Annotated in this window: 21 protein-coding genes; 9 read left to right on the forward strand and 12 right to left on the reverse strand. The window is 64.4% G+C overall.

Going from position 1 to position 18,241, the window contains the following annotated elements:
- Window positions 1-25 precede the first annotated feature (25 nt).
- Window positions 26-1,417, forward strand: coding sequence for an NAD-dependent succinate-semialdehyde dehydrogenase (locus tag A7D16_RS06745; RefSeq protein WP_193395448.1), 1,392 nt, complete (start codon window positions 26-28; stop codon window positions 1,415-1,417).
- 130 nt (window positions 1,418-1,547) lie between these two features.
- Here the strand turns inward: A7D16_RS06745 and A7D16_RS06750 are convergent, their stop codons facing one another.
- From A7D16_RS06750 to A7D16_RS06790, 10 genes are all read right to left on the reverse strand, one after another.
- Window positions 1,548-2,549, reverse strand: coding sequence for a magnesium and cobalt transport protein CorA (locus A7D16_RS06750; protein ID WP_064631061.1), 1,002 nt, complete (start codon window positions 2,547-2,549; stop codon window positions 1,548-1,550).
- 14 nt (window positions 2,550-2,563) lie between these two features.
- Window positions 2,564-3,847 (reverse strand): lipoprotein N-acyltransferase Lnb domain-containing protein, encoded by a 1,284-nt coding sequence (locus A7D16_RS06755; protein ID WP_064631063.1) that lies wholly within the window; start codon window positions 3,845-3,847, stop codon window positions 2,564-2,566.
- On the reverse strand, window positions 3,844-4,722 hold the full coding sequence (locus tag A7D16_RS06760; RefSeq protein ID WP_064631067.1) for an HlyC/CorC family transporter: 879 nt from the start codon (window positions 4,720-4,722) through the stop codon (window positions 3,844-3,846). Before A7D16_RS06760 ends, A7D16_RS06755 begins: the two co-directional genes overlap by 4 nt.
- A 95-nt stretch (window positions 4,723-4,817) precedes the next feature.
- Window positions 4,818-5,336, reverse strand: coding sequence for a hypothetical protein (locus tag A7D16_RS06765; protein WP_064631070.1), 519 nt, complete (start codon window positions 5,334-5,336; stop codon window positions 4,818-4,820).
- Window positions 5,336-5,821, reverse strand: a complete 486-nt coding sequence (gene ybeY / locus A7D16_RS06770) for an rRNA maturation RNase YbeY (protein ID WP_064631072.1) — start codon at window positions 5,819-5,821, stop codon at window positions 5,336-5,338. The genes A7D16_RS06765 and ybeY overlap by 1 nt, the downstream gene beginning before the upstream one ends.
- A gap of 25 nt (window positions 5,822-5,846) precedes the next feature.
- Window positions 5,847-6,299 (reverse strand): hypothetical protein, encoded by a 453-nt coding sequence (locus A7D16_RS06775; protein WP_239686954.1) that lies wholly within the window; start codon window positions 6,297-6,299, stop codon window positions 5,847-5,849.
- Window positions 6,300-6,334: 35 nt separating this feature from the next.
- A complete protein-coding gene (locus A7D16_RS06780) occupies window positions 6,335-7,324 on the reverse strand; it encodes a PhoH family protein (RefSeq protein ID WP_064631094.1) in 990 nt (329 codons plus the stop codon).
- Between the two features lie 190 nt (window positions 7,325-7,514).
- Entirely contained in the window at window positions 7,515-7,781 is a 267-nt protein-coding gene (locus A7D16_RS22955) for a hypothetical protein (protein WP_153043137.1), read from the reverse strand.
- Window positions 7,747-9,201, reverse strand: coding sequence for a tRNA (N6-isopentenyl adenosine(37)-C2)-methylthiotransferase MiaB (miaB, locus tag A7D16_RS06785; protein WP_064631076.1), 1,455 nt, complete (start codon window positions 9,199-9,201; stop codon window positions 7,747-7,749). The genes A7D16_RS22955 and miaB overlap by 35 nt, the downstream gene beginning before the upstream one ends.
- A 38-nt stretch (window positions 9,202-9,239) precedes the next feature.
- Entirely contained in the window at window positions 9,240-9,881 is a 642-nt protein-coding gene (locus tag A7D16_RS06790; RefSeq protein WP_064631078.1) for a glutathione S-transferase family protein, read from the reverse strand.
- 104 nt (window positions 9,882-9,985) lie between these two features.
- Between A7D16_RS06790 and A7D16_RS06795 the strand changes: the two genes are divergently transcribed.
- The 8 genes from A7D16_RS06795 to A7D16_RS06830 all read left to right on the forward strand — a co-directional run bounded on the left by A7D16_RS06795 (window position 9,986) and on the right by A7D16_RS06830 (window position 17,261).
- Window positions 9,986-10,951 carry a helix-turn-helix transcriptional regulator gene (locus A7D16_RS06795; RefSeq protein WP_064631080.1) on the forward strand — a complete coding sequence of 322 codons (966 nt, stop codon included), beginning with the start codon at window positions 9,986-9,988 and terminating at the stop codon, window positions 10,949-10,951.
- 192 nt (window positions 10,952-11,143) lie between these two features.
- On the forward strand, window positions 11,144-12,136 hold the full coding sequence (locus A7D16_RS06800) for a lytic transglycosylase domain-containing protein (protein ID WP_064631082.1): 993 nt from the start codon (window positions 11,144-11,146) through the stop codon (window positions 12,134-12,136).
- Between the two features lie 520 nt (window positions 12,137-12,656).
- A complete protein-coding gene (gene petA, locus A7D16_RS06805; RefSeq protein WP_046963666.1) occupies window positions 12,657-13,301 on the forward strand; it encodes a ubiquinol-cytochrome c reductase iron-sulfur subunit in 645 nt (214 codons plus the stop codon).
- On the forward strand, window positions 13,301-14,560 hold the full coding sequence (locus A7D16_RS06810) for a cytochrome b (RefSeq protein WP_064631084.1): 1,260 nt from the start codon (window positions 13,301-13,303) through the stop codon (window positions 14,558-14,560). Before petA ends, A7D16_RS06810 begins: the two co-directional genes overlap by 1 nt.
- Window positions 14,553-15,311 carry a cytochrome c1 gene (locus A7D16_RS06815; protein ID WP_064631086.1) on the forward strand — a complete coding sequence of 253 codons (759 nt, stop codon included), beginning with the start codon at window positions 14,553-14,555 and terminating at the stop codon, window positions 15,309-15,311. The genes A7D16_RS06810 and A7D16_RS06815 overlap by 8 nt, the downstream gene beginning before the upstream one ends.
- Before the next feature lie 408 nt (window positions 15,312-15,719).
- A complete protein-coding gene (locus A7D16_RS06820; protein WP_010372598.1) occupies window positions 15,720-16,355 on the forward strand; it encodes a glutathione S-transferase N-terminal domain-containing protein in 636 nt (211 codons plus the stop codon).
- A gap of 78 nt (window positions 16,356-16,433) precedes the next feature.
- On the forward strand, window positions 16,434-16,877 hold the full coding sequence (locus tag A7D16_RS06825; RefSeq protein ID WP_064631088.1) for a ClpXP protease specificity-enhancing factor: 444 nt from the start codon (window positions 16,434-16,436) through the stop codon (window positions 16,875-16,877).
- A 51-nt stretch (window positions 16,878-16,928) separates the two neighbouring features.
- Window positions 16,929-17,261: a hypothetical protein gene (locus A7D16_RS06830; RefSeq protein ID WP_064631096.1), complete on the forward strand. Its 333-nt coding sequence runs from the start codon at window positions 16,929-16,931 to the stop codon at window positions 17,259-17,261.
- A gap of 208 nt (window positions 17,262-17,469) precedes the next feature.
- On the opposite strand, the gene A7D16_RS06835 is transcribed toward A7D16_RS06830, so the two are convergent.
- The gene (locus A7D16_RS06835) at window positions 17,470-17,850 is read right to left on the reverse strand and encodes a DUF3301 domain-containing protein (RefSeq protein ID WP_064631090.1); all 381 of its coding nucleotides are present in this window, start codon (window positions 17,848-17,850) and stop codon (window positions 17,470-17,472) included.
- A 169-nt stretch (window positions 17,851-18,019) separates the two neighbouring features.
- On the reverse strand, window positions 18,020-18,241 hold a 222-nt coding region (locus A7D16_RS06840; RefSeq protein ID WP_153043136.1), incomplete at its 5' end, for a transposase.

An 18,241-nucleotide genomic window follows, 5' to 3' on the forward strand; every position in this document is an offset into this window, starting at 1 on the left:
CGACCCCAACTTGCCGACGACTAGCATGACCGCCTCGCAACAGGAGACTGTCATGTCCTACGACACCGTCAACCCGGCCAACGGCCAAGTCGAACACACCCAGCAGACTCTGGACGCCGCCGGCATCGAAGCGCGTCTGGCCGCTTCCGCCAAGGCGTTTCCGGCCTGGGCCGCGTTGCCGCTGGCCGAGCGGGGTGCGTTGCTGCGCCGCGTTGGCGAAGAGCTGACCAGGCGGCGCGAGGATCTGCAGCGCATCATGACCGCCGAGATGGGCAAGTTGCGCGTCGAAGCGCTGGCCGAGATCGACAAGTGCGCGCAAGGGTGCGCCTATTACGCCGAACATGCTGCCGAGTATCTGGCGCCGCGCGATGTTCCCACCGAAGCGCAGTCGAGCTATGTGTGCTACGAACCGTTGGGCTGCGTTTTCGCGGTGATGCCGTGGAATTTCCCGCTGTGGCAGGCGTTCCGGTTTCTGGCGCCGGGCCTGATGGCGGGAAATGTGGCACTGCTCAAGCACGCCAGCAATGTGCCGCGCTGCGCCGATGCCATGAAAGATGTGCTGGACGCTGCGGGCATTCCGCCGGGCGTGTTCGACGTGCTGCATATCGACAACGACCAGGCCGCCGATGTGTTGCGCGACGACCGCATTGCCGCGGTGACGCTCACCGGTAGCGAACGCGCCGGGCGCTCGTTGGCCGCCAATGCCGGCGACCAGCTGAAGAAGTGCGTGATGGAGCTCGGCGGCAGCGATGCCTTCGTGGTGCTGGAAGACGCCGAGTTGGAGCACACCGTGCAGTCGGCAGTGCAGTCGCGCTTCGACAACAGCGGGCAGACCTGCATCGCCGCCAAGCGTTTCATCGTGGTGGACGCGATTGCCGACCGGTTTATCGAGCGCTTTGTCGCTGCGGCGTCCAAGCGTGTGGTTGGCGATCCGCAGCAGGAAAGCACTACATTGGCACCGATGGCGCGTGCCGACCTGCGCGACGAACTGCACAAGCAGGTGCAGGCCAGCGTCGCCAAGGGCGCCACCGTCTTGCTGGGCGGCGAACCGGTGGCCGGCTCGCATGCCGGCTACCCGGCGACCATCCTGGACAATGTGGCGCCCGGCATGCCGGCCTACAACGAAGAATTCTTCGGCCCGGTCGCTTCGATCATTCGGGTGGCCGACGAGGCAGAGGCGGTGCGCGTCGCCAACGACACCACCTTCGGGCTGGGCGGCAGCGTGTGGACGGCAGACGCCAAGCGCGGCGAACGCGTAGCGCAGCAGCTGCAGTGCGGCGCGGCCTTCGTCAACGCGGTGGTCAAGAGCGATGTGCGCCTGCCGTTCGGCGGCATCAAGCGCTCAGGCTTTGGCCGCGAACTGGCAGATCACGGCATCCACGAGTTCATGAACATCAAGACGATTTATGTGGCTTGAAAGCCGGGATTCGGGAATCGGGATTTGGGATTCGCAAGAGCATGATTCGTTGATGACTTAACACTTGTTTTGCCATCAACGCGCAGCCGCTCTCTGGCCAATCCCGAATGCCGAATGCCCAATCCCGGCCCTAAAGCCACCGCGCACGCTTGAACAGGCGATACAACACCAGGCACGAGGCGACCACGCCTCCCACCAGTAGCGGGTAGGCGTAAGGTTTGTCGAGCTCGGGCATGTGGGTGAAATTCATGCCGTACCAGCTGGTGATCAGCGTGGGGGCGGCCAGCAGGGCGGCCCAGGCGCCGAGGCGTTTGACGGTTTCGCCCTGCGCGAGCGTCACCATCGAGAGGTTGACGCTCAGCGCGGTGCCCAGCATCTCGCGCAAGGTGTCGATGGCATCGTTGATGCGCACTGCGTGATCGAGCACGTCGCGCAAATAGATGCCGACCTCGTCTTGAATCAGCCCGCCGGGATTGCGCTTGAGGTGCGAGAGCACATCCTGCAGCGGCGCCACCACCAGCCGCATCTTGTTGAGTTCGCGCTTGAGCTCATACAGGCGTACCACGGTTTCGCGCTTGTAGTTGTCGGCAAAAATGTCCTTTTCCAGGCCTTCCAGCGTGTCGCGGAACTCGTCCATGATCGGCAGATAGTTGTCGACCACGAAATCCAGCACGCCATACAGGCAGAACGAAGCGCCCATGCCCAGCATCGCCGGTTCGCGTTCGACCCGGTGCCGCACCGGCGCATACGACAGCGATGCGCCGTGCCGCACCGTCAACAGGAAACGCGCGCCCAGAAACGCATGCGTTTCACCGTAGCGGATGCGTTCGTTGACCAGCTGTGCGGTGTTGACCACGACGAATAGCGAGTTACCGTAACTCTCGGCCTTGGGGCGCTGATGCGCCTTGAGCGCATCTTCGATCGCCAGATCGTGCAGGCCGAACTCGTCCTGCAATTTGCGCAGCACCGACTCCTGCGGCTCGTACAGGCCCACCCACACACAGCCATCGGGGCGCTGCAGCACATCGCTGATCTGCTCCAGGCTGATGTCGTGGCGTGTGCCGTCGCCGTCGTAATAGGCGCAGGTGATGACGCAGGAGGGGTTGTCTGGATGACGGCCGTGGGTGTTCATTGGCGCATCCTGGATCAGCGCGTGTGGACGGGCACGTCACGCCGGCGCAGGGCGACCGCGAGCGCGGTATGGATCGGCAACAGCAGCAGCACCCATTGCAGGTTGTCCTGCGGCTGGAACGACAGCCAGTGGATCACCAACGCCAGCAACGCGCAGGCGGCCACCAGCCAGGCCAACACGTTGAACCAGCGGCCCGGCCGATGGCCCAGCTGCAGCCGGATGCCGCCGAACCACAGCAGCAGGCACAGCGGATTGACCAGCAGCAGGTTGCGGTTGGCCCATGCCGATTGATGCGCGGTGAAGCCCCACAGATACACCAGCAGACCGCCGCCGATGGCGCAGAACAGCCACAGCGGTAACGCCAGCCCTGCCAACAATCGCTGCCTGCGGCCCAGGGCCAGGACGCCGGCCGCAACGACGAGCCCGCTCAACAACCATGGCCACCAGTGCCGCTGTTGTTCGGCCGGCTCCGGTGCGATGCGATGCGGCAATAACACCTGGGTGGATTGCACCAACGGCCGGCCGGCGCTGTTGTGCACCTGGGTCAGGCTGTCGGCCAGACGCATCGGCACGAAGGCTTCTTCCCAGCGCGACAGCGGGCGATCGGCATATGGCCCAAGGCCGAGGTCGAAGCCCAGCCACATCCACGCGGCAGGGGAGGCCAGGCGCACCGCTTCGCTGCGGAAGGTGTTGCCGCGCGAACGGCCGGCCAGCTGCGATTTGAGCGCGCCGCCCATCGCACGGTCCAGCGTGTCGCGGACCATGGTGGCGCAGTTGGCCATGAAGTAATCGTAGTGATACCGCGCGTTTTCCGGCTGGCTACGCACCGCCAGGCCATTGGCCAGGGCGCGCGCCTGTTCCGGCGGCAGATCCAGCCACTGGATACTGACGCCGCGGCCGATCGCACGATATTGCGACAGGTCTTCTTCCAGCGGCAGCGCCACCAGGTAGTACATCATTTCGCCACGCGCAAAGCGCGGCACGAAGTCCGGCTCGCTGGGGTCGAAAAAACCGAAGTTGTAGGAGGTGGCCTGTTGGGTGAGCGGGTCGACCACCACGATGGCATCGTGGCCGAAACGCTCAAAAAACACCTCGCCGGGCTGCATGGTCACCACACCGACCCGCGGCGCCGGTGCGGCAGCTGGCGCAATGCCCTGGGCAGCCCCGCCCTGAACCGCCTGCGCGATTGCAAGTGGCGTTGTCAGCAACGTCATCAAGAGCAGCGCCCAGCAGGCGAGCCACCGCCGGGCGCCGCCGCGCAGCGGCCCCGTGCAGGCATTGCGGGTGGGCTGGTTCAAGCGTCGTCCTGCGGGTCGGGCGGCAGAATGGTGACGTGGAAGGCGTGCACGCGCCGCGCATCGGCCTTGGCCACGCGGAACGCGAATCGGCCCAGGGTCAGCTCTTCGCCGGTCTCGGGCAGATGCCCGATCGCATCGGTAACCAGCCCGCCAACGGTGTCGTATTCGTCGTCGGGGAAATCGGCGCCGAAGCGTTCGTTGAAGTCCTCGATCGGCGTCAGCGCATCGACCACGTAGCGGCCGTCGGCCTGGATCGCGATCAGCGAATTCTCTTCCTCGGCATCGTCGTGCTCGTCGTCGATCTGGCCGACGATCTGCTCCAGCACGTCCTCGATGGTGACCAGGCCGGCGACGCCGCCGTACTCGTCCACCACAATCGCCATGTGGTTGCGCGAGAGGCGAAACTCCTTGAGCAACACGTTGAGCTTCTTGGACTCGGGAATCAGTACCGCCGGGCGCAACAGCTCGCGTACATTGCCGGGGCCGTTGTCGGCAACCACGCCTCGCAGCAGGTCCTTGGCCAGCAGGATGCCGAGCACTTCGTCCTTGTTCTCGCCGTGGACCGGGAAGCGTGAATGGCCGGATTCGACCACCTGCTTCATCAGGTCGATGAAGCGCGCTTCCACCGGCAGCGACACCATCTGCGAGCGTGAGATCATCACATCGCCCACAGTGAGCTCGGACACGGAGATCGCGCCTTCCATCATGCGCAAGGTGTCTGCAGCGATAAGACCGTCCTGTTCGGCCGTCCGCAGCAGGGCGACGAGTTCGTCGCGGGTATGGGGTTCGCCAGAGAAGGCAGCGCTCAGGCGCTCGAGCCAGCTACGGCGTTTTTCCGGTGTTTCTGGGGATTGGCTACTGTCGTCTTCGGACATCGTGACGGGGAACGGCACCCGGCAAACCAGGCGTTAGCCATCAGTCTAGCAGGAAGCCGGCAAGGCGCTGTGGACGCAGCGTAGGCTGGCCTGGATCAGGGCAGGTCCAGGCTGTAGCCGCAGCCGACCACGGTCTTGCCAGGGTGCGATTTGACGTTGGTCACGCTCAATACGACCGATTCGATCATCGCCTCGCCGGTCTTGGGGTTGGTGGTGTCTTCGCTGACAAGCTCGCGTCCGTACATCACCTTCTCGGCGTTATCCACGCCCAGTTCCAGGTTCAGTTGCTTGGCGAGCGGGCGCGGATCGGGCAGGTCCAGGATCGCCATGACGCTGGCGCCGGAAAACGCGATGTGGGTGGTGCTGTGGCCGAACACGCTGATCGGGGTATTGAGCGTGTACTCGGTCATGAACAGATTCGACTGATCCAGCGGCGTCCAGCCCAGCGCCACCGCCTTGAGCGGGTCGGCCAGCACCGGCGCCAGCGCGCTGAAATCGTCGATGCGCTGGCGGCATTCGATCAACGCCGGCAGGTCCGGCCGCACCGGTGCGGTCTGCGCCCACGCGAGAGGTGCGCTCAGCAACAGCAGGGCGCCGGCAAGGCAGATGCGCATCAGTGTTCCCCTGCGTACGGGTCGTCGATGCCGAGGTCGGCCAGGATCTCGCGTTCGAGTTGCTCCATCGCATCGGCCTCCTTGTCGTCTTCGTGATCCCAGCCGAGCAGGTGCAAGGTACCGTGCACGGTGAGATGCGCGTAATGGGCGGCCAGCGATTTGCCTTGCTCGGCCGCTTCACGCGCCACCACCGGCGCGCAGATCACCAGATCGCCCAGCAGCGGCATCTTGATGCCCTTTGGCAGGCCTTCGGGCAGCTCGGCGGGGAAGCTCAGCACGTTGGTGGCGTAATCCTTGCCGCGGTAGTGATGATTGAGCGAGCAGCCTTCCTTCTCGTCGACCACGCGTACCGCCAGATCGGCCTCGCGGATGCGGCCCTTCAACGCAGCCGCCACCCACTTGCGAAAACTCACCGCCGACGGCAGCCCGGCGCGCGGCAGCGCATAACTGACGGCAACGTCGAGGCGGACAGGGCCCTTGGTCATGGGGAGCGCTTCCTGGGTAAGGAGATCAACGAGTGCAGGTGACCAGCAAGAGCACGGCGGGCCCATTGGCCACACGGTAGCTCGAACTGCCAAGCGGGCCGCGCCCGCAGCCGTGATTGTAATCCCGCACCCGCACCCTTGAAACGAACCCGGCTTGATCATGCAGCCAGACCCCTGCAACGCCGTCTTCCAGCAATTTGCCGACCAACAACTGGCTGGCGCGGTGCGCGTGCGCGACCGGCGAACTCTCGCAACCGCGTGCGTCGGTGACGGTTCCTGGCAAGTCGAGCAACCAGCGCGCTGAGGGAAACCGGGTCTCCATGGCCTGCAGCGCCGCGGTAGGAACACTGATGCTGACAGCTTCGGTAGCCAGGGAAATGCAAGGAGGCGTCACCTGGCTGGCCGGAATGACATCGCGGTCGACGATCTCTGGCGGTAGCGGCGTCTGGCTGGCGTTGACTGATGCCGGCGTCGCCATTGCAATTGCCAGCACTAGGCCGGCAAGTGTCCTGCTCACTCGGGATTGCCCTTGGCAGCGCTTTCCTGCTGATCGCGCTTGTCATAGGCGGTCACGATGCGCTGCACCAGCGGGTGGCGCACCACGTCGCGCGCTTCGAAGAAGGTGAAGCTGGCGCCTTCCACGTCGCGCAGTACTTCGATGGCATCGCGCAGGCCGGATTTGACGTGCTTGGGCAGATCGACCTGGGTCAGGTCGCCGGTCACAACCGCAGTGGAGCCGAAACCCAGACGGGTCAGGAACATCTTCATCTGCTCGATGGTGGTGTTCTGCGCTTCGTCCAGGATCACGTATGCGTCGTTGAGCGTGCGGCCGCGCATGTAGGCCAGCGGCGCGATCTCGATGACGTTGCGCTCCAGCAGCTTGACCACTTTCTCCACGCCCAGCATTTCATACAGCGCGTCGTAGAGCGGACGCAGATACGGGTCGACCTTCTGGCTGAGATCGCCGGGCAGAAAGCCCAGCTTCTCGCCGGCTTCCACCGCCGGGCGCACCAGGATCAACCGCTGCACACGCGATTCGTTGAGCGCTTCCACCGCGCACGCTACCGCCAGGAAGGTCTTGCCGGTACCGGCCGGGCCAATGCCGAAATTGATGTCGTGCGTGGCGATCGCGTGCAGGTACTTGGCCTGGTTGGCGCCACGCCCGCGCACGGTGCCACGCTTGACCTTGATCGCCACATCCTGGGCCTGGTAGGCGCGCTCTGCCACATGCTCCAGGTTGGCGTCGTTGAGCCGCAGGTGGATCGCGTGGGTGTCGAAGGTGGTGGTGGCGGCCTCTTCATAGAGCGCGGTCAACAGCGACTGCGTGGCAGCGACGGCCGGCTCCGGGCCGGTGACCCGGAAGATGTTGCCGCGGTTGGCGATCTCGACGCCAAGCTTGAGTTCGATCTGGCGCAGATGCGCATCGAACGGGCCAGCCAGATTGGCCAGACGCTCGATGTCGTCGGGCTCCAGGGTGAAATCGCGATGTGCAGATGCGTTCATGATCGGATCGGACAGCGCACGCAGGCGTGCGGGGTAGGGCGGGATCGAAAGGGTAGCGCGCGGCACGTGATCCCACCAACACACCGGGCGGTGCGGTCGCGCAGCGATGTCGCTGCCTGCGGCGCGAGCGGGTTTTCCACAGGCGCTGTGGAGTCACGCATCACTAACCTGTGGATAAAATTTGTCGCGCTTACTGGCGTAAGGTCTGTTCGGGTGGTGGTGAAAAAATCACCAGTGCCGGCAAGGTTGTCCACATAGGATGTGGATCGAATTCGGCAAAGCCTGTGGGTAAGTAGGAGCAGGCCTTGCGCTGCAAGGCGTTGCAGATGTGTGGTGAAATTTTAGCCAGCGGGTGCGGGCTGCTTCGACATGCGGCAACGCGATGGATGAAGTGACGCCGCATCGCGCGGCGCCACGCGCGATCAGTGCGCGCCGTCGTCCAGTTGAATGCGGCCACGCAGCGAATTGCTCATCGCCTCGGTGATCAACACATCCACGAACTGTCCGATCAAGCGCGGGTTGCCCGGAAAATTCACCGGGCGCATGTTCTCGCTCTTGCCTGTCAATTCGTTCGGGTCGCGCCGCGATGGGCCTTCTACCAACACACGCTGCACGCTGCCCACCATCGACTGCGAAATACGCGCCGCGTGCGCGCTGATGTGCGCCTGCAGACGCGCAAGACGCGCCTGTTTCACCTGCTCCGGCGTGTCGTCCTGCAGGTCCGATGCCGGAGTGCCGGGGCGACGCGAATACACGAAGGAAAAACTCTGATCAAAGCCCACGTCTTCGATCAGCTTCATGGTCTTTTCGAAATCGGCTTCGGTTTCGCCGGGGAAGCCGACGATGAAATCCGAACTGATCGAAATATCCGGGCGCACCGCGCGCAGCTTGCGGATCTTGGATTTGAATTCCAGCGCGGTGTAGCCACGCTTCATCGCCGACAGAATACGGTCGCTGCCCGCCTGCACCGGTAGATGCAGGTAATTGGCCAGCTGTGGCACGTCGCGGTAGGCATCCACCAGCGAATCGGAAAACTCCAGCGGATGCGAGGTGGTGAAACGGATCCGGCCAATCCCTTCGATCTGCGCGATGGTACGGATCAACAGGCCCAGGTCGGCGTATTGCGCCGCGTCGCCGTCATCCGCGCCGTACGCGCCGCGATACGCGTTGACGTTCTGGCCGAGCAGGTTGATCTCGCGCACGCCTTGCGCCGCCAGTTGCGCCACTTCCACCAGCACGTCCTCGAACGGCCGGCTGACCTCTTCGCCACGGGTGTAGGGCACCACGCAGAACGAGCAATACTTGGAGCAGCCTTCCATGATCGACACGAACGCCGAAGGACCGTCGGCACGCGGCTCGGGCAGGCGGTCGAACTTTTCGATCTCCGGGAAGCTGATGTCTACCTGCGACTTGCCCGATTCGCGCCGTGCGCGGATCAGCTCCGGCAGCCGGTGCAGCGTCTGCGGGCCGAACACCAGATCCACATACGGCGCGCGCTTGACGATGGCTTCGCCTTCCTGCGAAGCCACGCAGCCGCCGACGCCGATGATCACCGGTTTGCCGCCGGCCTTGAGGGCCTTCCAGCGCCCCAATTGGCTGAACACCTTCTCTTGCGCCTTTTCGCGAATGGAGCAGGTGTTGACCAGCACCACGTCGGCGTCTTCGGGGTTGTCGGTCAGCTCCAGCCCTTCGGAGGCGGCAAGCACGTCGGCCATCTTGGCCGAGTCGTACTCGTTCATCTGGCACCCGTGGGTCTTGATGTAGAGCTTGCCGCGCACCACGGCAGGCGCGGAAGGGCGCGCTACGGGCAACGGCAACAGGGCGGGTGCATCCACGGCGGTGGCCGTGGACAGGTCGGAAACGGATGTCCCGGGCATGGCGCTTATTCCAGGCGGGTAGAAGATAGCCGCGCAGTTTACCCGCTTGGGCAGGCAGCGTCCGCCCCGGCCGGGTGGTCGACCGCCTGGGCGCGCGTCACCGCCGGGCGCGCGGCCATTCGCGCGATATAGGCACGGGTCGGCGCCGGCGGGTCGACCAGGCCGAATTCCATCATCCACCCGAGTGCGCCGCCCCACAGCACGTCGGCCGCGCTGCAGCGTGCGCCCAACAGGTAATCGCCCTGCGCCAGTTGCGCATGCACCACCGCCAGCACGGTGTCGGCGGTGGCATAGGGCGAAAGCGAGCGCGGCGGGGCTTCGCGCTTGAGCGCAAGATCCATGATCGCCGGCTCGAAGGCCGAGCCATAGAAGGCCAGCCAGCGCAGGTAGGCCCCACGGTCGGCGTCGCCCGGCGCCGGCGACAGCCCCGCCTCCGGATACAGCTCGGCCAGGTACTGGTAGATGGCGCCCTGTTCGGTGACCACGCTGGTGCCGTGAACGATGGCCGGAATCTTGCCCATCGGGTTGATGGCCAGGAACTCCGGTGTGTGCTGCTGCCCTTGGTCCAGATCGATGCGCTGCAGGCTGTATCTGGCGCCCAGTTCTTCCAGCAGCACCAGCACCCCACGCGACCGTGAGCGGGGATTATGGAACAGGGTGATATGGCGGTTGTCGGACATTGCGGTCTCCAGGGGGCTGCGGTGGCGAGGTGGGTAGGTCATGACTGGTATGACGATCCTACTTGGCGCTTGCGGACAGTTTCTGTCCGCAATACGGTGACGCGATGGCTTCCACCGCTGCCCGTCTGTTGCGTCTGCTGTCCCTGCTGCAAAACGGCCGGAGCTGGTCCGGCGTGGCGCTGGCCGAGCGGCTGGACATTCATCCACGCAGCCTGCGGCGCGATATCGAGCGTCTGCGCGAGCTGGGTTACCCAGTGCATGCTGCGCCCGGCAGCGGTGGTGGCTACCGCCTGGGGCAGGGCGCGGCGGCATTGCCGCTGTTGTTCGAAGAGGACGAAGCGCTCACCGTGGCAATCGCCTTGCGTGCTGCGGCGCCGGCCGTGCGCGGCATGGACGCCGCAGCCGCACGCGTGATGGCCAAACTGGACCCGCTGCTGCCGCGACGCAGCGGCCAGCGCGTCACCGCCGCGCATGCCGCCATGGCCAGCATGCCGGCCGCTGATGCGGAAGCGCTGGTCGATGCCGCGTTGCTGGCGCAGCTTGCCGCCGCCTGCCGCGACCGGGTCACGCTGCGGCTGGACTATCGCCGCCATTCCGGTGCGGCTATCACCCGCAACGTCGAGCCGGCGCTCTTGGTGAACTACGGGCGGCGCTGGTATCTGCTGGTCTGGGATTGCCAGCGCCAGGACTGGCGCAGCCTGCGCGCGGACCGGATCGACCAGGCGGTCGCCACCGGCACGCAGTTCGCCGCCCGCGCCTTGCCCGAAGAGCCGCTGCAGTTATTGCGCAAGGCCATCGGCGAGGCGCCGTTCCCGTGCCGGGCGCGGGTGCGCCTGGCCGGTAGCGTGGAAATTCTGGCAGCGCGCATCCCGCCCTGGTTGGGCGCACTGCAGGCGGACGGCCCTGTGCATTGCTGGCTTGGTCTGGGGGCGCCGAGCATGCCGGCGCTGGCAGCCAACCTGTTGTTGCTTGACCTGCCATTCGACGCAATCGCGCCGCCCGAAGCGCGTATCGCCCTGACCCAGGCGCTGAACGCGTTGCGCACGCAACTGGACCGGCTGCCGCAGTAAGAGCGGCTAACAAGACGTAGGGAGCTGTTGTCGGGTGGGCGGGGCGGCGCGCTCAGAGCCTGAGTGTTCAGGCTTATTTGGGGTTTCCGGGCGCCAGCCGCGCGCAGCTGGCGGCCGCGCAGTGGTGGTGTTGGCTGCTCCGACGCTGGCCGACACTTGGCAAGCCCTGGGCAAGCTGGGACACTCCGCCACATGAAGGGGATGTCAAGACTGCTGGGGCTGATGCTCGTCACGTTGTCGGCTGCGCCGGTCAGCGCCGGCACGCTTTACAAGTGCGTCAGCGGTGACGGCATCACCAGTTATCTGAGCAAGCGCCAGAGTGGCGCCACCTGCAGCGTCATCAGTAGCTACACCCCCGATCGTTCGGCCCGCCGTCTCCCGTCGTCTGCGTCCGCTGCTGCGGCGGCGAGCGTGTCCGCCAGCCCTGCGCGGGCTACGGCGAACATCGACAGCGGCGCGCCGGCCACGATCATCAGCCAGCCGGTCAGCCAGCCACCACGGCACGCTGCCGAGGTCGCTTCGGCGCTGGTGCCGCGTACGTTACCCGTGTCAGCCACGGCGATCGTGTCGCCGCCAGCGGCAGCTGCGGTCAACCCGCGTCGGGTGGTCAGCGGGCAGGTGTACTCCTATATGAAAGACGGCGTGCGGCATTACACCAGCGCACGTCCGCGCCAGGTCGCCAGCATCGAAGGCCTGCGCACCATCCACTACAGCTTTATCGAAACCTGTTACGCCTGCGGCGCCAAGCCGGGCGTCAACTTCGGTGCGATCCGGCTCAATACCAATGCGTATCAGCAGGAAATTGCAGCGGCGGCGCGCGAGTTCGGGGTGGAAGAATCGATCGTGCGCGCGATCATCCACGCCGAATCGGCCTACAACCCGCTGGCGCTCAGCCGCGCCGGCGCGCAAGGCCTGATGCAGTTGATGCCGGGCACCGCACGCCGCTTCGGCGTCAGCGATGCCTATGACGCAACGCAAAATATTCGCGGTGGCGTGCAGTATCTGTCCTGGCTGCTGAAACGCTTCAACGGCGACCTTACCCTGGCCGCTGCCGGCTATAACGCAGGCGAGGGCGCGGTGGACCGCTACGGTGGCGTGCCGCCATACAGCGAGACCCAGCGCTACGTACAACGTGTGGGTTTGTTGGCTGGCCGCTATCGCGGTCAGGCGACCGCAGCCAACTGAGAGCGGTGAACCACCCCTGTTTTGCGGGTATGAGGCGAGCGCAGCAGGCGTCCTGAAATCCGCATATGCCAATCGCCCAATCCATGTTTTTCTGGCTGGTCTCTCCAGGCTGTCCAAGCCACCTGACGACCGCGCGCTGCGTTCTGGTGGTCGCTCGTGGCGCGCATGGCAACGTGCCTGCTTGCACCGGCATTGGCAACGCATACGGCAGATGGCCGCAGCGCATCGCGCACTCCTGATTGCTGCGCCTGCATCATCGCCGCTGACCCGCCTTACGCGTGCATTGCCGCTGCAGGCACTGCACAGGCACTGCGTCACAGCCATTCACAGCTTCCGCGCGCCCGGCGATCCAGGTGGTCGGTGATGGTCTGCATCGGCCGTTGCGTCGCATAGGTCCGACTGCGTACATTGCATTGTCTGTGCATTAAGCGTTCCGCTACACTGCGGTCGATTCATCGCGGCTGGACCCCCCGCCAGCCGTTGGCAGCCTCACGCTACCTAATCAAGATCGGAGAGCCGGATGGCCAACGATGGGGTTAACGCACCTGCTGATATCGGGCGTCGTCGGTTTTTGACCGCGACAACGGCCGTGGTCGGTGCGGTCGGAGCAGGATTCGTCGCGGTTCCGTTCGTGAAGTCGTGGAATCCCAGTGCACGCGCCAAGTTGGCCGGCGCACCGGTGACCGCCGACATCAGCGCCCTGCAGGAAGGCCAGCGCCTGGTCCTTGAATGGCGCGGTCAGCCGATCTGGATCGTCAAGCGCTCCAAGGCCATGCTCGACGCATTGCCGTCACTGGACGACCGGCTCAAGGACCCCAAGTCCGAGAACAAGGACCAGCAGCCGGAATACGTGCTGAAAAACCCGGAATACCGCTCGATCAAATCCGACATCTCGGTGCTGGTCGGGCTGTGTACGCATCTGGGTTGCTCGCCGGAAATGGTCGCCGAGATCCGCCCCGAGCCCTACGACCCGCAGTGGAAGGGCGGCTACTTCTGCCCTTGCCACAAGTCGCGCTTCGACATGTCCGGCCGCGTCTTCGATGGCGTGCCGGCACCGATCAATCTGCTGGTGCCCCCACACCACTACGTGGACGACAACACCTTGGTGATCGGCGTCGATCCTGACGGTGCCGGTACGTCGGCCAAAAGCACGGGGGCTGCCTGATGAGCAATATCCTGGTCCGTACCGCCAACGGCGTCTTCGATTGGGTCAACGAGCGCGCGCCCGGGTTGATGCCCATGTACCGCAAGCACATCAGCGAGTACTACGCGCCGAAGAACTTCAACCTCTGGTACTACTTCGGTTCGCTGGCCATCGTGGTGCTGGTCAACCAGATCGTCACCGGCATCTTCCTGACGATGCACTACAAGACCAGCGCCGCCGATGCATTCGCCTCGATCGAATACATCATGCGCGACGTGGAGTGGGGCTGGCTGATCCGCTACATGCACAGCACCGGCGCCTCGCTGTTCTTCATCGTGGTGTATCTGCACATGTTCCGCGGCCTGATGTACGGCAGCTACCAGAAGCCGCGCGAACTGGTGTGGATTCTCGGCATGCTGATCTACCTGGTGCTGATGGCCGAAGCCTTCATGGGCTACGTGCTGCCGTGGGGACAGATGTCGTTCTGGGGCGCGAAGGTGATCATCTCGCTGTTCGGCGCCATTCCGGTCATCGGCAATGGGCTGACCGAATGGATCATGGGCGACTACCTGCCCGGCGATGCCACGCTCAACCGCTTCTTCGCCTTGCACGTGATCGCACTGCCGCTGGTGCTGTTGCTGCTGATCGTGTTGCACATCGGCGCGCTGCATGAGGTGGGTTCCAACAACCCGGATGGCGTGGACATCAAGAAGGGTCCCAAGGGCAACCGCTGGGATGCGCACAAGCCGGCCGACGGTATTCCGTTCCATCCGTATTACACGGTCAAGGATCTGGTCGGTGTCGGGTTCCTGCTGCTGATCGCGGCTTTCATCATCTTCTTTGCGCCAGCGTTCGGCGGTCTGTTCCTGGAGCACGACAATTTCACCGAGGCCAACCGGCTGGTGACCCCGGAGCACATCAAGCCGGTGTGGTACTACACACCGTATTACGCGATGTTGCGGGTGGTGCCGAACAAGCTCGGTGGCGTGCTGGTGATGTTTTCGGCGATTGCCATCCTGTTCCTGGTGCCGTGGCTGGACCGCGCCAAGGTGCGCTCGGTGCGCTACCGCGGCTGGATTTCCAAGGTGGCACTGGGGGTGCTGGTGGTGTGCTTCGTGTGGCTGGGCGTGATCGGCTCCGGCCCCGGCACCGACGCGCACGAGACCTATGTCGGGCGTGGGCTGACCTTCCTGTATTTCGCCTTCTTCATCACCATGCCGGTGTGGACGCGGCTGGACAAGACCAAGCCGGTGCCGGAGCGGGTGACCACCCATGACTAATTCCAACGCCAAGTCATGGATGTCGCGCGTGGTCGCCTTGCTGTGCGGCCTGTTGATTGCCGGCGGTGCACTGGCGGCCGAGGGCGGGGCGGTGCAGCAGGCCGGTAACGACCTGAGCGACCGCGCTTCGCTGCAACGCGGCGCGCAGTTGTTCATGAACTACTGCTCCGGCTGCCACTCGCTGAAATACCTGCGTTATTCGCGCATGGCCAGCGACCTGGGTTTGAGCGAAGAAGAGGTCATGACCAACCTCAACTTCACCGGTGCCAAGGTTGGCGAGCATATCGAAGGCACCATGCCGCACGATGCGGCCACCAAGTGGTTCGGCAAGGCGCCGCCGGATCTGACCTTGATCGCCCGCGTGCGTGGCACCGACTGGGTCTATACCTATCTCAAGTCGTTTTATCTGGATCAGACCCGCCCGCTGGGCTGGAACAACCAGCTGTTTCCGAATGCGTCCATGCCCAACCCGCTGTGGGAACTGCAAGGCCTGCAGCAGGCGCAGTTCGGCCCGCCCGACAAGGCGACCGGCGACAAGCCGGTGGAGGCGCTCAAACTCGGTCAGCCAGGGCGACAGACGCCGGTCGAGTTCGACCAGACCGTGCGCGATATCGCCAACTTCCTCGAATACGCGGGCGAACCTGCGGCATTGAAGCGCCAGAGCATGGGCGTGTGGGTGATCCTGTTCCTTGCGCTGCTCACCTTCATCGCCTACCTGTTGAAGAAGGAGTACTGGAAGGACGTGCATTGATTGTTGCATCAGCGGGTATCGGCCGCCGCAGCGTGCAAACCACTGCAAAAGTCGGATATCGCCAAGCGTCTTGAATGCACCAGCCATCGCTGCGCATTGTTGGCTCTCCAAGTGGGGGGTGTGACGCCTCCCTGCACGAGACAGCGCTTAGAGCCCTTCTCCCTGCAGGAGTGGGGTTTGGGTGAGCGTCGGCAAGCTCGCGATGTTGCGACAAACTGCTGCGGCACCCCGCATGTCGCCACTTTTTCGTGTAACAGCGCAACAACTGCCTTATCGGAACGTTAATCAGCCTTGGCACTCTTGGCTTTTGCGTGACGTGATTGCACACTCGATAGACCGTGGTGACGGTCGGCGTTGGGCCGGCCGCGCCGATGCGGCCGGCGGATTCCGGTCGTCGGAGAGCCTTGAATGGCGACGAGTGTGCGTATGCGGAATACCTTGACTTTGTTTTCGTCCAACGACGACGTGTTGTGCCACCGGGTCCGTCTGGTCCTGGCGGCGAAAGGGGTGACCTACGACCTGGTGCCGGTCGACCCGCAAAACCCTCCCGAAGATCTGATCGATCTCAATCCCTATCATTCGGTGCCGACGCTGGTCGAACGCGACCTGGTGCTGTATGCCGCCTCGGTGGTCAGCGAATATCTGGACGAGCGCTACCCGCATCCGCCGCTGATGCCGGTGGACCCGCTTTCGCGTGCGCGCCTGCGGCTGGCAATGCTGCGCATCGAGCACGATTGGGTGCCGCAGGTGCAGGCGGTCCAGCTCGGCAACAAGACCCAGGCCGAAGCCGGCCGCAAGCGCCTGAAAGAACTGCTCACCGCATCGGTGCCGCTGTTCAAGGCCAGCAAGTTTTTCCTCAATCCGGAAATGAGTCTGGCCGATTGCGCGATGGCGCCGATCATCTGGCGACTGGACGCATTGGAGATCAGTCTGCCCAAGGATGGCAAGGCGATCGAAGACTACGGCAACCGGATCTTCCGCAACCCGGGCTTCATCCGCAGCCTGACCGATCAGGAAAAGAAGCTGCGCGATCTGCCGGGCTGATGCGACGGCTGTATGCCAACAGACCGACTTGCGTTTGCGCAGCAGCCGCTGCGCGTCGTGTGCGGGTAAAATGACGCCATGAGCGAAGATTTCCCCCGCATGACCAGCCATCGTCCGTACCTGTTACGGGCGTTGGTCGAATGGATCAACGACAACGGCATGACGCCGCACGTTTTGGTGGATGCAGGTCTGCCCGGTGTGCAGGTGCCTACCAGCGCGGTCAAGGATGGCCGCGTCGTCTTGAATATTGCCGAGCGCGCCGTGGTCGGGCTGCAGGTCGACAACGAGAGCGTCAGCTTCACGGCGCGCTTTGGTGGCGTCAGCTATCCGGTGATGGTGCCGATGGCGGCCGTGCTGGCGGTGTACGCGCGGGAAACCGGGCAGGGCATGGCATTGCCGGATGATATCCCCGGTACCAGCACCGAGCCGCCGGATCCTGGCGCACCGCCGCCGCCGAGCGCGCCCACGCCGGACGAACCACCTAGCGGTGGCAAGCGCCCGCATTTGCGCGTGGTGAAGTAAGCAGCGCGCCAGGTATACGCGGGCCGCGAATCCGCGCGATGGAGGATGTCAGTGCACGTGGAGCGCACCCGTCACTGCGATTGCAGCGCGCCGGATGCGTCCGGCGCGGTCGACTACGAGTACGAGTACGACATTTACCGTTTCGTGGACGGCGTGCGCTGCCTGTTTGCGCGCAGCTATACCGATACGCCGGATGAAGCGCACTTTCTCAGCATAGACGTCGGTGGCAAGTCGCGTCTATTGAAGGTTGCCGACTTGCTGGACCCCCTGTGCGCGTTTGCGCAGGCGCACCTGCGTCGGGAGGGCAAGCGGCAGCTGCACTGGCTGAGTGGCAGGGGGAATGGCTATGAGCCGGTGCCCGCGAGATCGACACCTGACGAGTGATCCGATTGGCTGTGGAGTGCTCGCGAGATACGCGAACATCCAGCCTCGAAGATAAGCAGCGACGGCGTGCACGGACAGGTTGCTAGTCGCTGAATCGACAGTGGGTCTGCCCGGTCAGCACCGATGACGCGCGTCCACGCGGCGCGATAGCGATGTCAGATGTCAGATGTCAGCACGAGCGCATCACATTCGCCGCACATCACACCCGTCACTCCAGCCGCTCTTGCTCCGGATGCAACGCCCGCACGGTGGCGACCTGCGGGCCGGTGAAGGCGATCAGTTGATCGCCACGCAGCACGAGCTTGCCGCTATGGCGATCCGCACCGTCGTAGGAGTATTCGAAGCGGAAGGTGCGCTCGAAGCCCAGCCAGCCGTTGGGCATCCTGCACACACGGATATTGGTGGAGTGCACGCTCTGGTCCAGCCACTGCACATCGGCAGCGCGGCATGCATTACGGCCGAGGATGTCGGCACGTTCGGCGGCAGCGCGCGAAGAGTTCCAGAACGCGAACAGCGCGGCGCCGGCGATCATGAAAAGAATAAGGCTGGGCATGGCGTCAATGTGCCACGGCATGCGGCCGGTGGACAATCGCCGTGCCGGCGCCGCTGCGTTGCGAGGGTGTCGCCTTGTCGGCGGCAGAAGCCGGCACCAGCGCCGCAAGTGCGTCCAACAAACCGAGTGCGCTCACCGCCACACGGGTGCGGCCGGTGTTCGGGGCGGCACATCCCGCTCGTACCCTCCAGTTCTAAGAACCTGTTCACAATCTTCTGAGTAACAGTGCCAAGAAGGCCAAATGGATGAACTGCAGGCTGGTGTTGAGTTTGCGCTCGCAGTTCTTCCATAGCCTTCGGTTCTTCTCCAGCCAAGCAAAACTACGCTCGACAATCCATCGCTTGGGCATGACCTTGAAGGTGTGCAATTCGCTGCGCTTGGCAATCTGCACCGTGAGCTGCTCGCCTAAAATCTCTCGCGCGCCGCT

Origin of the sequence: Xanthomonas nasturtii, from assembly GCF_001660815.1 — a bacterium.
Taxonomy (GTDB): domain Bacteria; phylum Pseudomonadota; class Gammaproteobacteria; order Xanthomonadales; family Xanthomonadaceae; genus Xanthomonas; species Xanthomonas nasturtii.